Origin of the sequence: Kitasatospora brasiliensis (assembly GCF_032654805.1) — a bacterium.
Lineage (GTDB): Bacteria > Actinomycetota > Actinomycetes > Streptomycetales > Streptomycetaceae > Kitasatospora > Kitasatospora brasiliensis.
Map to the genome: position 1 here is coordinate 307,746 of NZ_JAUOOW010000007.1, position 21,856 is coordinate 329,601.

General features: G+C 73.2%; 4 protein-coding genes. 2 read left to right on the forward strand and 2 right to left on the reverse strand.

What is annotated here, in order from left to right; translation table 11 throughout:
• Positions 1-4: 4 nt before the first annotated feature.
• On the forward strand, positions 5-18,865 hold the full coding sequence (locus tag QWJ13_RS27390; protein WP_316527780.1) for an SDR family NAD(P)-dependent oxidoreductase: 18,861 nt from the start codon (positions 5-7) through the stop codon (positions 18,863-18,865).
• A 164-nt stretch (positions 18,866-19,029) separates the two neighbouring features.
• On the forward strand, positions 19,030-20,232 hold the full coding sequence (locus QWJ13_RS27395) for a cytochrome P450 (protein WP_316527781.1): 1,203 nt from the start codon (positions 19,030-19,032) through the stop codon (positions 20,230-20,232).
• A gap of 75 nt (positions 20,233-20,307) precedes the next feature.
• Here the strand turns inward: QWJ13_RS27395 and QWJ13_RS27400 are convergent, their stop codons facing one another.
• Both QWJ13_RS27400 and QWJ13_RS27405 read right to left on the reverse strand, forming a co-directional pair.
• Positions 20,308-20,538, reverse strand: a complete 231-nt coding sequence (locus tag QWJ13_RS27400) for a ferredoxin (protein WP_316527782.1) — start codon at positions 20,536-20,538, stop codon at positions 20,308-20,310.
• Entirely contained in the window at positions 20,535-21,758 is a 1,224-nt protein-coding gene (locus tag QWJ13_RS27405; RefSeq protein WP_316527783.1) for a cytochrome P450, read from the reverse strand. The genes QWJ13_RS27400 and QWJ13_RS27405 overlap by 4 nt, the downstream gene beginning before the upstream one ends.
• Positions 21,759-21,856 lie beyond the last annotated feature (98 nt).

Genomic DNA, 21,856 nt, shown 5'->3' on the forward strand with positions numbered 1-21,856 from the left:
GGGTATGGAGCCCATCGCGAGTCAGACCGTCCCCGTCGCCTCCGGCGCACCCGTCGGCCAGGACGTTCCCATTGCCGTAGTAGGACTGTCCTGCCGACTTCCCCGGGCGCCTCGCCCCGAGGACTTCTGGAGCAATCTCCGGGACGGGGTGGACGCGGTCGGCGAGACGCCGCGGGACCGCTGGGACGCCGAGGCGTGGTACGACCCCGACCCCGCCGCGCCGGGCAAGGCGCCCACCCGCCGTGGCGGCTACCTCGACCACGTGGACCGGTTCGACGCCGCGTTCTTCGGCATCTCCCCGCGCGAGGCCGCGGCCATGGACCCGCAGCAGCGGCTCGTGCTGGAGCTGAGCTGGGAGGCCCTGGAGGACGCCGGGGTGGTGCCCTCCGCGGTACGGGACACCCGCACCGGCGTCTTCATCGGCGCCATCGGCGACGACTACGCGACCCTGCTGCGGCGCGGCGGGGCCGCGGCCATCGGCCGGCACACCCTGACCGGGCTGCAGCGCGGCATCATCGCCAACCGGGTCTCCTACACCCTCGGGCTGCACGGGCCGAGCGTCGCCGTGGACACCGTCCAGTCCTCGTCCCTGGTGGCCGTGCACATGGCGTGCGAGAGCCTGCGGCGCGGCGAGTCCACCCTGGCGCTCGCGGGCGGCGTCAGCCTCATCCTCGATCCCGAGAGCACCGTGAGCGCCGCGAAGTTCGGCGGCCTGTCGCCAGACGGCCGCTGCTACACCTTCGACGCGCGCGCGAACGGCTACGTCCGGGGCGAGGGCGGCGGCCTGGTCCTCCTCAAGCCGCTGGCGGACGCGCTGCGCGACGGCGACCGGGTGTACTGCGTGATCCGCGGCAGCGCCGTCAACAACGACGGCTCCACGGACGGTCTGACGGTGCCCAGCGCGAGCGCCCAGGAGGAGGTGCTGCGCCTGGCCCGGCACAACGCCGGGGTCCGCGCCGGGGACCTGCAGTACGTCGAGCTCCACGGCACGGGCACCCCGGTCGGCGACCCCGTCGAGGCCACGGCGCTCGGCGCGGCGCTCGGGCGCGAGCGCGACGCGCGGTCCCCCCTGCTGGTGGGCTCGGCCAAGACCAACGTCGGTCACCTGGAGGGTGCCGCGGGCATCGTGGGCCTGCTGAAGGTGGCGCTCAGCATCAGCCACCGGACGCTGCCGCCGAGCCTCAACTACGCCACGCCGAACCCCCGGATCCCGCTGACCGACCTCAACCTCCGGGTGCGGACGGAGCTGGGCCCCTGGCCGCACCCGGACCGTCCGCTGATCGCGGGCGTCTCCTCGTTCGGCATGGGCGGGACGAACTGCCACGTCATCCTGGCAGAGGCCCCGGCGACGAGCGGTACGGGCGAGGCCCCCGGTTCCCCCGAATCCTCCGAATCCGTCGACTCCACCGAACTCGCCGACCACGGAGCCCCGTTGTCGTGGGTGCTGTCCGCGAAGGGCGAGAACGCGCTCCGCGACCAGGCCCGCCAACTCCACCAGCACCTGACCCGCAACCCCGACCTCACCGCCCCCGACATCGCCCGCGCCCTCGCCCTGACCCGCACCCACTTCCCCCACCGCGCCGCCATCACCGCCACCAACCGCCACGAACTCCTCAACGCCCTCACCACCCTCGCCGCCGGCAAACCAGCCCCCAACATCATCCAGGGACACGCGGACAACGACGGACGCCTCGCCTTCCTCTTCGCCGGACAAGGCAGCCAACGCGTCGGCATGGGACGCGAACTCCACCACACCTACCCCGCCTTCGCCGACGCCTTCGACGCCGTCTGCGAAGCCGTCGACCCCCACCTCCCCACCCCCCTACACACCGTCATCTTCGAAAACCCCGACAACCTCCTCCACCAAACCCAATACACCCAACCCGCCCTCTTCGCCCTCGAAACAGCCCTCTACCACCTCATCACCTCCCAAGGCATCACCCCCCACTACCTCACCGGCCACTCCATCGGCGAAATCACCGCCGCCCACACCGCCGGAGTCCTCAACCTCACCGACGCCGCCACCCTCATCACCACCCGCGCCCGCCTCATGCAACACCTCCCCACCGGCGCCATGATGGCCATCAACACCCCAGCCACCCAACTCCAACCCCTCCTCGACCACCACCCCGACACCACCATCGCCGCCATCAACAGCCCCACCCACACCGTCATCGCCGGCCCCCACACCACCCTGAAGAAGATCGCCCACCAACTCGAACCCACCATCAAAACCCGACTCCTCAACGTCTCCCACCCCTTCCACACCCCCCACATGGAACCCATCCTCAACGAACTCCGACACACCCTCCACACCCTCACCTACCACCCACCCACCACACCCATCATCTCCACCCTCACCGGCACCACCGCCACCACCGAACAACTCACCAACCCCGAACACTGGATCAACCACGCCCGACACACCGTCCACTACCACCACGCCATCACCACCCTCCACACCCTCGGCACCACCACCTACCTCGAACTCGGCCCCGACACCACCCTCACCACCCTCACCCAACACACCACCACCACCGGCCACTTCATCCCCACCCTCCACCCCCACCACCCCGAACCCCACACCACCACCACCGCACTCGCCCACCTCCACACCACCGGCACCCCCATCAACTGGCACACCCACCACAACACCAACACCACCCACCACACCCCCCTCCCCACCTACCCCTTCCAACGCCAACGCCACTGGCTCACGACCGACCCCGCCACCACCCCGCCCGCGGTCGCTCCCCCGCCGGCCGGGACCGCGGACCCGGGCGAGCACAAGCACGAGCACGAGGTGGCACCCGCCGCCGAACTCCCGCTCGCCCAGCGCCTCTCCGGGCTCCCGCGGGCCGAGCGCGAGCGCGTCCTCCTGGAGCTGGTGCGGACGAACGTCGCCTCCGTGCTCGGCCACCTGACGTCGAACTCCGTCGACCCCAAGCAGACGTTCAAGGAACTCGGCTTCGACTCCCTGGGAGCGGTGGAGCTGCGGAAGCGGCTGAACTCCGCGACCGGGATGAGCCTCTCGCCGACGCTGGTCTACGACCACCCGAGCCCCGCCGCGCTCGCCGAACACCTGCGGGCATCGCTCACCGGTGGTCCGGCCGGGCAGCGGGACGTGACCGTCACCGGGCTCTCGGACGAGCCGATCGCGATCGTGGGCATGGCCTGCCGCTACCCCGGCGGCGTCACCTCGCCGGAGGACCTCTGGCGCCTGGTCGACGAGGCCCGTGACGCCGTCTCCGGGCTGCCCGTCAACCGCGGCTGGGACGTGGACGAGCTGTACGACCCGGTGCCCGGCCGCCCCGGCAAGACCTACGTCCGGCACGGTGGCTTCCTGCACGACGCCGACGAGTTCGACCCCGCCTTCTTCGGCATCTCCCCGCGCGAGGCCGCGGCGATGGACCCGCAGCAGCGGCTGCTGCTGGAGACCTCCTGGGAGGCGCTGGAGCGCGCGGGCATCGCCCCGACCTCGCTCCGGGGGACCACCGCGGGCGTGTTCGTCGGCGCCATGTCGCAGGACTACGGCCCGCGCCTGCACGAGCCCGCGGAGGGGTACGAGGGGTACCTCCTGACGGGCAGCACGGCGAGCGTCGCGTCCGGGCGGGTGGCCTACACCCTCGGTCTGCAGGGCCCGGCGGTGACCGTCGACACGGCGTGCTCCTCCTCGCTGGTCGCCCTGCACCTCGCCGCGCAGTCGCTGCGCCAGGGTGAGTGCCGCATCGCCCTGGCCGGCGGCGCGACGGTGATGGCGACGCCCGGCATGTTCGTGGAGTTCAGCCGCCAGCGCGGCCTGTCCGAGGACGGCCGCTGCAAGGCCTTCTCCGCCGACGCCGACGGCACGGCCTGGGGCGAGGGCGTGGGCATGATCGCCCTGGAGCGGCTGTCGGACGCCGAGGCCAACGGCCACCGGGTGCTGGCCGTCATCCGCGGCAGCGCGATCAACCAGGACGGCGCCAGCAACGGCCTGACGGCACCGAACGGGCCTTCGCAGGAGCGCGTCATCCGGCAGGCGCTGGCGAGTGCCCGGCTGGAGCCCGCCGACGTGGACGCCGTCGAGGCCCACGGCACCGGCACCAAGCTCGGCGACCCCATCGAAGCCCAAGCCCTGCTCGCCACCTACGGCCGGAACCGACCCGCCGACCAGCCCCTGCGCCTCGGCTCGCTGAAGTCCAACATCGGCCACACCCAGGCCGCCGCGGGCGTCGCCAGCGTCATCAAGATGGTCATGGCCATGCGCCACGGCACCCTCCCGCGCACCCTCCACGCCGACCGACCCAGCCCCCACGTCGACTGGACGACCGGCCACGTCGCCCTGCTCACCGAGCCCCTCCCCTGGACCACCCCCGAGGACCGACCCCGCCGCGCCGCCGTCTCCTCCTTCGGCATCAGCGGCACCAACGCCCACCTCATCCTCGAACAGGCCGAGGAGCAGGCGGAGGACACCGAGCAGGCCGACGCCGAACCGACCCCCGCGGGCGTCGTCCCCTGGGTGCTGTCGGCCAAGGACGAGGCCGCGCTGCGCGCCCAGGCGAAGCGACTGCGCGAGCACCTCGCCGCGACTCCCCTCCCCCGCCCCGCCGATGTCGCCCACGCCCTCGTCACCGGCCGGGCCCTGCTCGACCACCGTGCCGTGGTCCTCGGCGAGGACCACGAGGGCCTCGTCGCCGGCCTGGACGCGCTGGCCGACGGGGACACCCCGGCCTCCGTGGTCACGGCTGCCCCGGCAGGCGCCGACCGGGCCGTCCTGGTCTTCCCCGGCCAGGGCTCGCAGTGGGCCGGAATGGCGGTGGACCTGCTGGACTCCCACCCCGTGTTCGCCGACGGCATCGCCGCGTGCGAGCGGGCCCTGTCGCCGTACGTGGACTGGTCGCTCACCGAGGTGCTGCGCCGCACCCCCGGCGCGCCGGGGCTGGAGCGCGTGGACGTGGTGCAGCCCGCGCTGTTCGCCGTGATGGTGTCGCTGGCGGCGGTGTGGCGCTCGGTGGGCGTCACCCCCGCCGCCGTGGTCGGGCACTCGCAGGGCGAGATCGCCGCCGCGTACGTCGCCGGCGCGCTGTCGCTCGACGACGCGGCGAAGGTGGTCGCCCTGCGCAGCCAGGCGATCCGCGCGCTCGCGGGCAAGGGCGGCATGGGCTCCGTACCGCTGTCACCGCAGGAGACCCAGGCCCGACTGGAGCGCTGGGGCGGCCGGCTGTCGGTCGCGGCGGTCAACGGGCCGTCCGCCACGGTGGTCTCCGGCGATCCCGACGCACTCGCGGAGCTGGTGGAGTCCTGCCGCCGCGAGGGTGTCCGGGCCAGGACGATCGCGGTGGACTACGCCTCGCACTCCGCGCACGTGGAGGAGATCCGCGACGAGGTGCTCCGGGCCCTGGCGGACGTCACACCGCGCGCTTCGGACGTGACGTTCTACTCGACGCTCCTCGGCGAGCCCGTCGACACGACGGCGCTGGACGGCGACTACTGGTACCGCAACCTCCGCAACACCGTTCAGTTCGAGAAGGCGATCCGGGCCCTGGCGGCCGACGGCTACCGGACGTTCGTCGAGAGCAGCCCGCACCCCGTGCTGACCATGGGCGTGCAGGAGACCCTCGAAGCGGCTGCGGCCGAGACCGGACAGGACGCGCCCGCCGTGGTCGTCGGCTCGCTCCGCCGGGACAAGGGCGACTGGCGCGAGTTCCTCACCTCCCTCGCCACCGTGTTCGTCGGCGGCCACGAGGTCGACTGGGCCGCGGTGCCCGGCACGGCGGGGCCCGCCCGGCGGGTGGAGCTGCCCACCTCCGCGTTCCAGCGCCGCCGGTACTGGATCGAGACCCCGGCCGCGACGGGGGACATGGCCGGTGCCGGACTCGCCGCGGCGGACCATCCGCTGCTGGGCGCCCTGGTCTCCCTCGCCGACGACGGCGGACTGCTGCTCACCGGCCGGCTGTCGGTGCGCGCCCAGCCCTGGCTGGCCGATCACGCCGTGGTGGGCACCGTGCTCCTGCCCGGCACCGCGTTCGTGGAACTGGCCCTGCGCGCCGCGGACGAGGCGGGGTGCGACCAGGTCGACGACCTCACGCTCGAAGCGCCGCTGGTCCTCCCCGAGCACGGCGAGGTCCAGCTCCAGCTGGCCGTGGGCGCGGCGGACCGGTCAGGCCGGCGCCCGCTGCGCGTGTACTCCCGCCCCACCGCCGACGCCCCCGGCGCGAACGACGGGGCGTGGACCCGGCACGCGACCGCCGTCCTGGCCCTCGGCGAGCCGGCCGCCACGGAGGCCCTGGCCGTCTGGCCCCCGGCGGGCGCCACGCCCGTCGACCTCACCGGCCGCTACCGGCTCCTCGCCGACCGGGGCTACGAGTACGGCCCCGCCTTCCAGGGGCTGAGCGCCCTGTGGCAGCGCGGCGCGGAGGTGTTCGCCGAGGTGCGGCTGGCGGAGGAACAGCGGGCCGGAGCCGACGCGTTCGGCCTCCACCCGGCGCTGCTCGACGCGGCCCTGCACGCCGTCGTGCTGCGGGACCGCACCGAGGACGGGCCGCTGCTGCCCTTCGCCTGGGACGGCCTGCGGCTGCACGCCACGGGAGCCCGGGAACTGCGGGTGGTGTTCACGCCGACGGGCCGGGACGCCCTGTCCGTCACGGCCTACGACCCGACGGGAGCCCCGGTCGCCGAGGCCGGGCTGCTGGCCCTGCGGCCCGTCGCCGTCGAGCGGCTGGCCGCCGCGGGCCGCACCTGCGGGCCCGGCCGGTCGCTGTACCGGCTGGACTGGCCGGCCCTGGCCGCCCCGGCGGCGGAGGACGCCGCCCCCGGCGACGCCGCCCACCCGGAGCCGGTCGCGCTCGCCAAGGCCGCCCCGGGCCGCGACGCGGTGCTCCCGGTCGCGGGCGGCGACCTGCACGCCACCCTCGAAGAGACGCTGCGTACGATCCAGGCCTGGCTGGCCGACGAGCGCTTCGCCGACGCGCGGCTGATCGTCACCACGCGCGGCGCGGTCGCCACCCGGGACGGCGACGACGTCACCGACCTGGCCGCGGCGGCCGTCTGGGGTCTGCTGCGCACCGCACAGTCCGAGCAGCCCGGACGCCTCGTCCTGCTGGACACCGACGAGGCCGAGCCCGCGGCCGGCCTCCTGCGCGCCGCACTGGCGACGGGCGAGCCTCAACTCGCCCTGCGTGACGGCGAGTTCCGCGTCCCACGGCTGGGGCGTGCCGACCTCGCCGAGGCCGCCGGACCGGGTCTGGACCCCGAAGGCACCGTCCTCGTCACCGGCGGCACGGGCGGCCTGGGCACACTGCTGGCCCGACACCTGGTCACCGAGCACGGCGTGCGCCGCCTCCTGCTCGTCAGCAGGCGCGGCCCCGCCGCCGACGGCGCGGCCGAACTGGCGGCCGAGCTGACGGCCCTGGGCGCCGACCCCACCATCGCCGCCTGCGACGTCGCCGACCGCGAGGCCTTGGCCGCGCTGCTCGCCACCGTCCCCGACGAGCACCCGCTGACCGCCGTCGTCCACACCGCGGGCACCCTGGACGACGGCACCTTCGACAGCCTGACGCCGGAGCGCCTGGCCGCCGTGCTCCGCGCCAAGGCCGACGCCGCGCGGCACCTCCACGAGCTGACCAGGGACCGCGACCTGCGCGCGTTCGTCCTCTTCTCCTCCGTCGTCGGCACGATCGGGTACGCGGGGCAGGCCAACTACGCCGCCGCCAACGCCTACCTCGACGGCCTCGCCGCCCACCGCCGCGCCCACGGGCTGCCCGCCACCTCCCTGGCCTGGGGCCTGTGGGAGGAGGCCAGCGGCATGACCGGGCACCTGGGCGGCGCGGACATCGCGCGGATGACCCGGGCAGGGGTGGCGCCGCTGCCCTCGGACGAGGGGCTCGACCTCTTCGACGCGGCGCTCACCCGCGAGGAGGCCACGCTGGTACCGGCCCGGCTGGACCTCGCCGGACTGCGCTCCCGCGCCGTCCCGGACGGAGTGCCGCCGGTCTTCCGCGGCCTCGTCAGGACTCCCGTGCGCCGCGCCGCTCAGGCGGTGGACGACGGGCGCGGTGGCGGCGGGTGGGCACAGCGCTTCGCCGGCCTCCCCGCGGAGGAGCGCGACCGGGCACTGCTCGACTTCGCGCGCCGCCAGGTGGCCACCGTGCTCGGCCACGGCGAGGCCGACGGCGTCGCCGCCACCCAGTCGTTCAAGGCGCTGGGCTTCGACTCGCTGATGGCGGTCGAGCTCCGCAACCGGCTCAACGCCGCCACCGGCCTGCGCCTGCCCGCCACGCTCGTCTTCGACCACCCCACGCCCACCGCGCTCGCCGGATACCTGCGCGAACAGGTCACCGGAAGCACGACGGCCGCCGCCGAAGTCGCCGCCACGCCCGTCGTCGCGACCACGGACGACCCGGTCGTCATCGTCGGCATGGCCTGCCGCTACCCCGGCGGCGTCACCTCACCCGAGGACCTCTGGCGCCTGGTCGCCGACGGCACCGACGCCATCGGCGACTTCCCCACCGACCGCGGCTGGAACCTCGACGACCTCTACGACCCCGACCCCGCCAAGGCCGGACACTCCTACACCCGACACGGCGGATTCCTCCACGACGCCGCCGACTTCGACCCCGAGTTCTTCGGCCTCAGCCCCCGCGAAGCCCTGGCCACCGACCCCCAGCAGCGCCTCCTCCTGGAAACCGCCTGGGAAGCCCTCGAACGCGCCGGAATCGACCCCGAGACCCTGCACGGCAGCCAGACCGGCGTCTTCACCGGCGTCATGTACAACGACTACGGCTCACGGCTGAGCACGGTGCCCGAGGAGTTGGAGGGCTACCTGCGGAACGGCAGCTACGGCAGCGTGGCCTCCGGCCGGGTGGCCTACACCCTCGGCCTGGAGGGCCCGGCCGTCACCGTCGACACGGCCTGCTCCTCCTCACTCGTCGCCATCCACCTGGCCGCGCAGGCGCTGCGGAGCGGCGAGTGCACCCTCGCACTGGCCGGCGGCGTGACCGTCATGGCCACACCCAACACCTTCATCGAGTTCAGCCGCCAGCGCGGCCTGTCCGAGGACGGCCGCTGCAAGGCCTTCTCCGCCGACGCCGACGGCACCGGATTCTCCGAAGGCGCGGGCCTCGTCCTGCTGGAGAAGCTCTCCGACGCCCGGCGCAACGGCCACCGGGTGCTGGCCGTCCTCCGCGGCAGCGCGATCAACCAGGACGGCGCCAGCAACGGCCTCACCGCGCCCAACGGTCCGGCCCAGGAGCGCGTCATCCGGCAGGCGCTGGCGAGTGCCCGGCTGGAGCCCGCCGACGTGGACGCCGTCGAAGCCCACGGCACCGGCACCACCCTCGGCGACCCCATCGAAGCCCAGGCCCTGCTCGCCACCTACGGCCGGAACCGACCCGCCGACCAGCCCCTGCGCCTCGGCTCGCTGAAGTCCAACATCGGCCACACCCAAGCGGCCGCGGGCGTCGCCGGCATCATCAAGATGGTCATGGCCATGCGCCACGGCACCCTCCCGCGCACCCTCCACGCGGACGAACCCAGCCCCCACGTCGACTGGACGACCGGCCACGTCGCCCTGCTCACCGAGCCCCTCCCCTGGACCACCCCCGAGGACCGACCCCGCCGCGCCGCCGTCTCCTCCTTCGGCATCAGCGGCACCAACGCCCACGTCGTCCTGGAGGCGGCCCCGCCGGCGGCCCCGGCGGTCGAGCAGGCGGCCACCGTCCGCGGCCCGCTGCCCTGGGTGCTGTCGGCGCGGACTCCCGAGGCACTGCGGGACCAGGCGGCGCGGCTCCGCACCAGGGTCGCGGCCGACCCCGAACTGCGGCCTGCGGATGTGGCGTTGTCCCTGGCGGTCACCCGTACTGCCTTCGAGCACCGGGCCGCGGTGGTGGCCGAGGACCTCGACGGGTTCCTGACGGGTCTCGACACCCTGGCCACGCTCGCCCCGGGGGAGTCGGCCCCCAACATCATCCAGGGACACGCGAACAACGACGGACGCCTCGCCTTCCTCTTCGCCGGACAAGGCAGCCAACGCGTCGGCATGGGACGCGAACTCCACCACACCTACCCCGCCTTCGCCGACGCCTTCGACGCCGTCTGCGAAGCCGTCAACCCCCACCTCCCCACCCCCCTACACACCGTCATCTTCGAAAACCCCGACAACCTCCTCCACCAAACCCAATACACCCAACCCGCCCTCTTCGCCCTCGAAACAGCCCTCTACCACCTCATCACCTCCCAAGGCATCACCCCCCACTACCTCACCGGCCACTCCATCGGCGAAATCACCGCCGCCCACACCGCCGGAGTCCTCAACCTCACCGACGCCGCCACCCTCATCACCACCCGCGCCCGCCTCATGCAACACCTCCCCACCGGCGCCATGATGGCCATCAACACCCCAGCCACCCAACTCCAACCCCTCCTCGACCACCACCCCGACACCACCATCGCCGCCATCAACAGCCCCACCCACACCGTCATCGCCGGCCCCCACACCACCCTGAAGAAGATCGCCCACCAACTCGAACCCACCATCAAAACCCGACTCCTCAACGTCTCCCACCCCTTCCACACCCCCCACATGGAACCCATCCTCAACGAACTCCGACACACCCTCCACACCCTCACCTACCACCCACCCACCACACCCATCATCTCCACCCTCACCGGCACCACCGCCACCACCGAACAACTCACCAACCCCGAACACTGGATCAACCACGCCCGACACACCGTCCACTACCACCACGCCATCACCACCCTCCACACCCTCGGCACCACCACCTACCTCGAACTCGGCCCCGACACCACCCTCACCACCCTCACCCAACACACCACCACCACCGGCCACTTCATCCCCACCCTCCACCCCCACCACCCCGAACCCCACACCACCACCACCGCACTCGCCCACCTCCACACCACCGGCACCCCCATCAACTGGCACACCCACCACAACACCAACACCACCCACCACACCCCCCTCCCCACCTACCCCTTCCAACGCCAACGCCACTGGCTCAACACCCCGGTGACCTCCGCGAACCTGGGTGCGGCTGGACTGCTGACAGCGGATCACCCGCTGCTCGGCGCCACCGTGGAGCTGGCCGACGACGAGGGACACGTCTTCACCGGCCGGCTGTCGTCGGCGACGCAGCCGTGGCTCGCGGACCACGCCGTGTTCGGCACGCCGCTGCTGCCCGGTACGGCCGTGCTGGAGCTCATGCTGCTCGCGGGCGCCCGTCTCGACGTACCCGTGGTGCGGGAGCTGACGCTGGAGAGCCCGCTGGTGCTGCCGGACGGCATCGAGGTGGACATCCAGCTGGTGGTGTCCGCCGAGGACGCCTCAGGGGCGCGACCGGTCCGGATGCACTCCCGGCCGGCGGGCCGCGCCGAGTGGACGCGGCACGCCACCGGCACCCTCGTACCCCCGGCCCCGGACACCGTGCCCGAGGAGGCGACGGCGCCCTGGCCGCCCGCGGGCGCCGTCCCCCTCGACCTCGACGGGGCGTACGGACTGCTCGCCGACCACGGTTACGACTACGGCCCCGCCTTCCAGGGGCTGCGGGCCGCCTGGCGGCTCGGCGAGGAGACCTTCGCGGAGCTGCGGTTCGACGAGCCGGCCGGCAGCGGCGGGTTCGCCCTGCACCCCGCGCTGCTGGACTCCGTCCTCCATCCGATCGTGCTGGACGGCTTGGACGGCCTGGAGCAGGGCGAGGGAACGCGGCCGGTGCGGCTGCCGTTCACCTGGTCCGACGTCGCTCTGCACCGCACCGGCGCGACCTCGCTGCGGGCCCGGCTCACGCCGACCGGCGAGAGCGACGTGGCGCTGGCGGTGACCGACGACTCCGGCAGGCCGGTGCTCTCCGCTTCGTCCCTGACGGTGCGCGCCGTGGACCCCCGGCGTCTCACGGCAGGGTCCGGGCCGTCCGACTCCCTCTTCCGGCTGGACTGGTCGCCGGTTCCCACGCCCTCAAGCCGGAACGCGGACCACGGGGCCGTGGTCCATCAGGTGGAGCCCACCACCGGCACGGGTAGTCCGGAGGAACTGCGCGAGCGGCTGGGCCGGGCCCTCGCCGCCGTCCAGGGCCACCTCACCGCGGACGCCCCGGAATCCCCCCTCGTCGTGGTCACCAGGGGTGCCGTCACGGACGACGCCGTCGACGTGGTCGCCGCGTCGGTGTGGGGTCTGGTGCGCACGGCGCAGTCCGAGCACCCGGACCGCTTCGTCCTCCTCGACACCGACACCGACGCCCTCTCCCCTGACCTCCTCACCACCGCACTCGCCACCGGCGAACCCCAACTCGCCCTCCGCGGCACCACCCTCCTCGCCCCCCGCCTCAAGCGAACCACCACCCCCACCACCACCCCACTCGACCTCGACCCCAACGGCACCATCCTCATCACCGGCGGCACCGGCACCCTCGCCACCCTCCTCGCCCGCCACCTCGTCACCCACCACGGCGCCCGCCACCTCCACCTCGTCAGCCGAAGCGGACCCAACGCCCCCGGCGCCGCCGAACTCACAGCCGAACTCACCACCCTCGGCGCCCACACCACCATCACCGCCTGCGACCTCACCGACCCCCACGCCCTCACCAACCTCCTCACCACCATCCCCGACCAACACCCCCTCACCACCCTCATCCACACCGCCGGCACCACCCACGACACCACCCTCCAAACCCTCACCCCCCACCAACTCCACACCGTCCTCACCGCCAAAGCCGACACCGCCTGGCACCTCCACCACGCCACCCGCAACCACCCCACCCTCACCACCTTCATCCTCTACTCCTCCATCGCCGGCACCATCGGCAACCCCGGACAAGCCAACTACGCCGCCGCCAACACCTACCTCGACGCCCTCGCCCACCACCGCCACACCCGAGGACTCCCCGCCACCTCCCTCGCCTGGGGACTCTGGGACGTGGCCGACGGCATGGCGGGCGCGCTGGACGCGGTCGACCGTGCCCGGTTGGAGCGGCTCGGCATCGCACCGTTCAGCGCTCAGGAGGGGCTCGCCCTCTTCGACGCGGCGCTCGGCACGGAGCACCCCTCGCTGGTGCCGGCGCGGCTGGACACGGCCGCACTCCGCGCCTGGGCCGGGCAGCACCTCCCGGCCGTGCTCCGCGGTTTCGGCCGCACCCCCGCACGGCCGACGAAGCGCGCCGAGGCGTCGCTGGTCCGAACGCTGGCCGGTCTCCCCGAGGACCAGCAGCGGGCCCGGACGACGGACCTCGTCCGCCAGGCCGCGGCCGCCGTACTCGGCTACGACGATCCTCGATCCATCGACGCGGCACGCGAGTTCAAGGCGCTGGGCTTCGACTCGCTGATGGCGGTCGAGCTCCGCAACCGGCTCAACGCCGCCACCGGCCTGCGCCTGCCCGCCACGCTCGTCTTCGACCACCCCACGCCCACCGCGCTCGCCGGATACCTGCGCGAACAGGTCACCGGAAGCACGACGGCCACCGCCGAGGCCGCCGCCACGCCCGTCGTCGCGACCACCGACGACCCGGTCGTCATCGTCGGCATGGCCTGCCGCTACCCCGGCGGCGTCACCTCACCCGAGGACCTCTGGCGCCTGGTCGCCGACGGCACCGACGCCATCGGCGACTTCCCCACCGACCGCGGCTGGAACCTCGACGACCTCTACGACCCCGACCCCGCCAAGGCCGGACACTCCTACACCCGACACGGCGGATTCCTCCACGACGCCGCCGACTTCGACCCCGAGTTCTTCGGCCTCAGCCCCCGCGAAGCCCTGGCCACCGACCCCCAGCAGCGCCTCCTCCTGGAAACCGCCTGGGAAGCCCTCGAACGCGCCGGAATCGCCCCCGAGACCCTGCACGGCAGCCAGACCGGCGTCTTCACCGGCGTCATGTACAACGACTACGCGTCCAGGCTCCACCACATGCCGGCCGAGCTGGAGGGCTATCTCACCAGCGGCAGCGCGGGCAGTGTGGCCTCCGGCCGAGTGGCCTACACCCTCGGCCTGGAGGGCCCGGCCGTCACCGTCGACACGGCCTGCTCCTCCTCACTCGTCGCCATCCACCTGGCCGCGCAGGCGCTGCGGAGCGGCGAGTGCACCCTCGCACTGGCCGGCGGCGTGACCGTCATGGCCACACCCAACACCTTCATCGAGTTCAGCCGCCAGCGCGGCCTGTCCGAGGACGGCCGCTGCAAGGCCTTCTCCGCCGACGCCGACGGCACCGGCTGGAGCGAAGGCGCCGGCCTCGTCCTGCTGGAGAAGCTCTCCGACGCCCAGCGCAACGGCCACCGGGTGCTGGCCATGGTGAGTGGTTCGGCGGTGAACCAGGACGGTGCGAGCAACGGCCTGACGGCACCGAACGGGCCTTCGCAGGAGCGCGTCATCCGGCAGGCGCTGGCGAGCGCCCGGCTGGAGCCCGCCGACGTGGACGCCGTCGAGGCCCACGGCACCGGCACCAAGCTCGGCGACCCCATCGAAGCCCAGGCCCTGCTCGCCACCTACGGCCGGAACCGGCCCGCCGACCGGCCCCTGCGCCTCGGCTCGCTGAAGTCCAACATCGGCCACACCCAGGCCGCCGCGGGCGTCGCCGGCGTCATCAAGATGGTCATGGCCATGCGCCACGGCACCCTCCCGCGCACCCTCCACGCGGACGAACCCAGCCCCCACGTCGACTGGACGACCGGCCACGTCGCCCTGCTCACCGAGCCCCTCCCCTGGACCACCCCCGAGGACCGACCCCGCCGCGCCGCCGTCTCCTCCTTCGGCATCAGCGGCACCAACGCCCACCTCATCCTCGAACAGGCGGCTCCCGTGCCGGACCGGCAGCCCGTCCCGGACGCGGCCGGCCCGTTGTCGTGGGTGTTGTCCGCGAAGGGCGAGAACGCGCTCCGCGACCAGGCCCGCCAACTCCACCAGCACCTGACCCGCAACCCCGACCTCACCGCCCCCGACATCGCCCGCGCCCTCGCCCTGACCCGCACCCACTTCCCCCACCGCGCCGCCATCACCGCCACCAACCGCCACGAACTCCTCAACGCCCTCACCACCCTCGCCGCCGGCAAACCGGCCCCCAACATCATCCAGGGACACGCGGACAACGACGGACGCCTCGCCTTCCTCTTCGCCGGACAAGGCAGCCAACGCGTCGGCATGGGACGCGAACTCCACCACACCTACCCCGCCTTCGCCGACGCCTTCGACGCCGTCTGCGAAGCCGTCGACCCCCACCTCCCCACCCCCCTACACACCGTCATCTTCGAAAACCCCGACAACCTCCTCCACCAAACCCAATACACCCAACCCGCCCTCTTCGCCCTCGAAACAGCCCTCTACCACCTCATCACCTCCCAAGGCATCACCCCCCACTACCTCACCGGCCACTCCATCGGCGAAATCACCGCCGCCCACACCGCCGGAGTCCTCAACCTCACCGACGCCGCCACCCTCATCACCACCCGCGCCCGCCTCATGCAACACCTCCCCACCGGCGCCATGATGGCCATCAACACCCCAGCCACCCAACTCCAACCCCTCCTCGACCACCACCCCGACACCACCATCGCCGCCATCAACAGCCCCACCCACACCGTCATCGCCGGCCCCCACACCACCCTGAAGAAGATCGCCCACCAACTCGAACCCACCATCAAAACCCGACTCCTCAACGTCTCCCACCCCTTCCACACCCCCCACATGGAACCCATCCTCAACGAACTCCGACACACCCTCCACACCCTCACCTACCACCCACCCACCACACCCATCATCTCCACCCTCACCGGCACCACCGCCACCACCGAACAACTCACCAACCCCGAACACTGGATCAACCACGCCCGACACACCGTCCACTACCACCACGCCATCACCACCCTCCACACCCTCGGCACCACCACCTACCTCGAACTCGGCCCCGACACCACCCTCACCACCCTCACCCAACACACCACCACCACCGGCCACTTCATCCCCACCCTCCACCCCCACCACCCCGAACCCCACACCACCACCACCGCACTCGCCCACCTCCACACCACCGGCACCCCCATCAACTGGCACACCCACCACAACACCAACACCACCCACCACACCCCCCTCCCCACCTACCCCTTCCAACGCCAACGCCACTGGCTCAACACCCCGGACGTCACGAGTGACGCAACGGACTTCGGTCTCGGCACCGCCGGGCACCCGCTGCTCGGCGCCGACCTCGAACTCGTGGACGGAAAGGGGCACCTCTTCACCGGCCGGCTGTCGCTGCGCAGCCACCCGTGGCTCGCGGACCACGCGATCCAGGGCACGGCCGTCCTCCCCGGCACCGCCTACGTCGATCTCGCGCTGAGCGTCGGGGCCCGCTCCGGGCACCCGGTCGTGGAGGAACTGACCCTGGAGGCACCGCTCGTCGTCCCCGCGCAGTCCTCCACCCAGCTGCAGGTGGTCCTGGGCGAGCCCGACGGCGACGGGCGCCGTCCGCTGACCGTTCACTCCAGGCCCGGCGGCCCCGACGAGTCCGACGCCCCCTGGACCCGCCACGCGCACGGCCTGCTGGCCCGACCGGACCGCGCGGAGCAGGGCGCCCCCTCGGTCGCCGCCGACTGGCCGCCGGCCGGCGCGCACGAGGTCCCGGTGGAGGAGGTGTACGAGCTGATGAGCGCGCACGGCCAGGACTACGGCCCCGGCTTCCGCGGTCTGACCTCCGTCTGGCGCGACGGCGACGAGCTGTTCGCCGAGGTGCGGCTGCCCGAGGCCCTGCACGGGGAGGAGGCACGGTTCGCCGTGCACCCCGCGCTCCTGGACGCCGCGCTGCACCCCCTGGGTCTCCGGGCACGGGGCGGTGACTCCGGCGGCACGCTGCGGCTGCCGTTCGCGTGGAGCGGGGTACGGCTGTACGCGGCGGGTGCCACCTCCGCCCGGATCCGGATCTCGCCGGTGTCGGCGGAGTCGGCGGACTCCGCCGCCCTGGCACTCGTGGACGCCGAGGGCAGGCCGGTCGTGTCGATCGACTCCCTGGCCCTGCGGCCCTTCGACGTGAGTCGGCTGCGGTCGTCAGCCGCCGCTCACCGGGACTCGCTGTTCGACGTGGCCTGGGTTCCCGTCCCGGCGGCTCCGGCCGGGCCGGGCCGACCCGCTGACGGCCCCGCCCCCGTCGTCGTGTCGTTCGGCTCCGCGACGCGGACGGACGGGGACACGGACAAGGACGCGCCCGCGGCCCTGCACCGGGCGGCTCAGGAGGCCTTGCGGTCCGTACAGCAGTGGCTCGCGGAGGAGCGGGACGACAGGGCGCGGCTGGTGTTCGTCACCCACGACGCGGTCGCGGCGGTACCCGGGGACGGTGTGACCGGCCTCGATGTCTCACCCGTGTGGGGTCTGGTGCGCACGGCACAGTCCGAGCACCCGGACCGCTTCGTCCTCCTCGACACCGACACCGACCCCGACACCCTCTCCCCCGACCTCCTCACCACCGCACTCGCCACCGGCGAACCCCAACTCGCCCTCCGCGGCACCACCCTCCTCGCCCCCCGCCTCAAGCGAACCACCACCCCCACCACCACCCCACTCGACCTCGACCCCAACGGCACCATCCTCATCACCGGCGGCACCGGCACCCTCGCCACCCTCCTCGCCCGCCACCTCGTCACCCACCACGGCGCCCGCCACCTCCACCTCGTCAGCCGAAGCGGACCCAACGCCCCCGGCGCCGCCGAACTCACAGCCGAACTCACCACCCTCGGCGCCCACACCACCATCACCGCCTGCGACCTCACCGACCCCCACGCCCTCACCAACCTCCTCACCACCATCCCCGACCAACACCCCCTCACCACCCTCATCCACACCGCCGGCACCACCCACGACACCACCCTCCAAACCCTCACCCCCCACCAACTCCACACCGTCCTCACCGCCAAAGCCGACACCGCCTGGCACCTCCACCACGCCACCCGCAACCACCCCACCCTCACCACCTTCATCCTCTACTCCTCCATCGCCGGCACCATCGGCAACCCCGGACAAGCCAACTACGCCGCCGCCAACACCTACCTCGACGCCCTCGCCCACCACCGCCACACCCAAGGACTCCCCGCCACCTCCCTCGCCTGGGGACTCTGGGAGGAGACCAGCGGTCTCACCCGCTCGCTGGGCACAGCGGAGCGTGCCCGGCTCGGGCGCAGCGGCATCCTGCCGATCCCCTCGGCCGTGGGGCTGCGGCTGTTCGACGCCTCGCTGGCGCGGGACGCGGCGCTGTCGGTGCCGGCCGCGCTGGACCTGGGGGCGCTGCGCAACCGGGCCGCGGCGGGCGAACTGCCCGCTCTGTACCGGGAGTTGGTGCCGGTTCCGGCCGGGCCCGCGCCGACGGTCGACCCGTCGGCCGGGGGCGAGTCCGGGGTGCGGGAGCGGTTGCTCGGCATGGACGACACGGAACGCCGGCGGTTCCTCGACGGACTGGTCCGCCGCCAGGTCGCCGAGGTGCTCGGGCACGCCTCGCCGTCGGCCGTGGAGCCCCGGCGCGGGCTGCTCGACATGGGCCTGGACTCGCTCTCCGCGGTCGAGTTGCGCAACCGGCTCGGTGCGGCCACCGGTCTGCGGCTGTCGACCACCCTGGTGTTCGACCACCCGACTCCCGTCGCCGTCACCGGCCATCTCCTGGACCGGCTGGCCGAGGAGCTGCCGGGCGCGGCTCCGTCGCCGCTCGACGCGCTGGAGGCGGCGTTCGAGGAGGTCTCCGGTGACGAGGAGAGCCGGTCCCGGACGAAGGCCCGGCTGGAGGCGCTCCTGAGCAGGCTGGCCGCCAAGGGCGGCGCCGGTGGTCCGGACGTCTCGGCCGGCTTCCCGGGCGGGCTGGACGCGGCGGCCGACGAGGACCTCTTCGAGTTCATCGACAGCGACCTCGACTGAGCGGCGGCCCTCGCCCTGCCCGTCGCGCGGTCCGTCGTTCCGCGGCCGCGCCCGGCTCCCTCCCGGGGGCCGGGTAAGTCCGCCGTTAGCGGGCCTTGTGACGCTGGGGCGCACCAACGCGCCGCACACTGCGCGCGCGTGCGTTCCCAGCGAAGGAAGACGCCATGACCTCCACGCGGGTGCCCGTCCCGTTCGAATTCACCGCGGTCAAGGGGCTCGGCCTCGACCACAGTTACCGTGAGCTCCTGGAACACGGTCGCCCGGTGTGGGTGACTCCGCCATACGGGGAGAACGCGTGGCTGGTGAGCCGGTACGCGGACATCAAGGCCGTGCTCGGGGACCAGCGGTTCAGCCGCGCCGCCGCCGCGGGCCGCGACGAGGCGCGGGTGGCGCCGGTGCCGGTGGGCGGCAGCATCATGGGGGCGGACGCGCCGGACCACGGCCGGCTGCGGAGCCTGATCTCCAAGCCGTTCTCCAACCGGGGTGTCGAGCGGATGCGGCCGGGGATCACCCGGGTGGCGGAGGAGTTGCTCGACGCGATGGCCGCGCAGGGCTCCCCGGCCGATCTCGTCGCGGCCTTCACCAGCCCGTTCGCCGCGCTGAACATCTGTGACCTGCTGGGCGTGCCCGAGGGCGAGCGGCACCGCTTCCAGGGCATGGTGCAGTGCTTCTTCGGCCGGACGGAGCTGTCGCCCGAGGAGGTCGCGGCCGAGCTGGACCTGCTGCGCGACTACGTCCGCGGGCTGATCGACCGGCGCCGCCAGGAGCCGGGGGACGACCTCGTGAGCGCCATGCTGGAGACCGTGACCGCGGACGACGCGTACACCGACGAGGAGTTGCTGGAGCTGGTGTACACGCTGCTGATCGGCGGCTACGACACTCCCGCCTCCCAGCTGGCCTCGATGTTCTACGTCCTGCTGTCACAGCCCGGCCAGGCGCAGTTGCTGCGGGACAACCCGGAGGCCGTCCCGCAGGCGGTGGAGGAGCTGCTGCGCTTCGTCCCGCTCGTCTCGCACACGGCGCTCGCCCGGTACCCGACCGAGGACGTGGAGATCGGCGGGCAGCTGATCCGGGCCGGCGAGCCGGTGCTGTGCGCGACTCCGGCCGGGAACATGGATCCCCGGGCGTTCGAGGACCCCGACGTGCTGGACCTGCGGCGGGCGGGGGGCTCCCACCTGTCCTTCGGGTACGGCCTGCACCACTGCACCGGCGCCGCCATGGCCCGGGCGGAGATCCAGGTGGCGATCACCGCGGTGCTCACGCGCTTCCCGGACCTGCGGCTCGACGTGGCGCCCGAGGACGTGCAGTGGCTGAAGGGCCTGCAGATCAGGACCCTGGGCTCGTTGCCGGTCGCCTGGGGTCCGTGAGGTGAGGCATGACGACGGGCCCCGGAGGCTTCGACCTCCGGGGCCCGTCGTCATGTCCCGTGGTGGTACCGGTGGTCAGCTCCCGTCGGCCGCCTCGCGGAACAGGATCGCCCGTGCGGGGCACAGGTCGACGGCCTCCAGCACCGCTTCCCGCGCGTCGGGTCCGGGGCGCGGGTCGCGGACCAGGACGTAGCCGTCGTCGTCCTGGTCGAAGACGTCGGGGGCGCTGTACGCGCACTGGGCGGCGCCGATGCAGGCGTCCCGGTCGGCGGTGACCAGCGCCTCGGCGGGCCGGCCGGCGCTCACCACGTCACCGGCAGTTCGTTGACGCCCTGCACCGTGCCGCTGCCGGGCGGCCGGGTGGGCAGCCGGTCGGCGGGGACGGCCAGGCGCAGCGTGGGGATGCGGGTGAAGAGGGTGGAGAAGGCGATCTCCAGTTCCAGCCGGGCGAGGCTCTGGCCGAGGCACTGGTGGATGCCGTAGCCGAAGGACAGGTGGCTGCGGCCGGTGCGGTCGGTGTCGAAGGCCAGCGGGTCCCGGTGGACGCGGTCGTCGCGGTTGGCCATGGTGGCGGACACCAGGACGCCGTCACCCGCGCGGATCACCTGTCCGGCGACGGGGATGTCGGCGGTGGCGACCCGTACGCCGGCGAGGTCGGTGACCGCGACGCAGCGCAGGACCTCCTCGACCACGGCGGGCACGGTGTCCGGGGCGGCCCGCATGCGGGCGAGCCGGTCGGGGTGGTCGAGCAGGGTGATGGCGCCCAGCGCGATGGTGGAGGCCGTGGTCTCGTGTCCGGCGACCAGGATGACCAGGGCGATCTGGACGAGGTCGGCGTGGCTGAGGCGGCCGGCGGCGACCTCCTCGCGGGCGAGGCGGCCGATCAGTCCGGGGCCGGGCTCGGTGCGCCGGCGGGTGGCCAACGCGTCGAGGTAGCCGATGAGTTCGCGTCCCGCGTCCTGGGACTCCGCGCCGGTGGTGGCCTGGAGGAGCCGGCGTGAGGCGTCCTGGAAGAACTCCAGGTCCTCGGGGGGCAGGCCCAGCACCTCGGAGATCACCCGGGACGGCACGGGCAGCGCGAAGTCGCGCACGAGGTCGGCGGGCGGGCCGGTCCGGAGCATCCGGTCCACGTGCTGGTCGACGATGCCCTGGACGACGGGCCGCAGGCCGGCGATCCGCTTGCGGCTGAAGTCCGGGTTGAGCAGCCGCCGGTGTTCGTCGTGGGCGGGCGGGTCCATACCGATGAGCACCAGGCGCTTGGCGACCTCGGCCTGGAAGCGGGGGGCGACGGCCGGGTAGTCGGGGCGCTGCCGGTCGGCGGAGATCCGCGGGTCCGCGAGCAGCAGGCGCGCCTCGGGATAGCCGGTGACGAACCAGACGACGCGGCCGTCGAAGAGGGTGACCCGCGACAACGGCCCTTGCGCGCCCAACTGTTCGTAGGCGGCCGGTGGTTGATAGGGGCAGGCCCTCTGCTGGGGAAAGGGCGGTGCAGCGGACAGGCCCGGAAGGGCGGTGGTGTTTTCCATCGCGTTCCCCTCGTCTTCTTCCTGCGGGCGGGGATTTCCCCGCAGCCGAAAACTAGGAGGCGCCGCGAATGCCCGGCAAGCCCGTGCCGCCCGGGCTT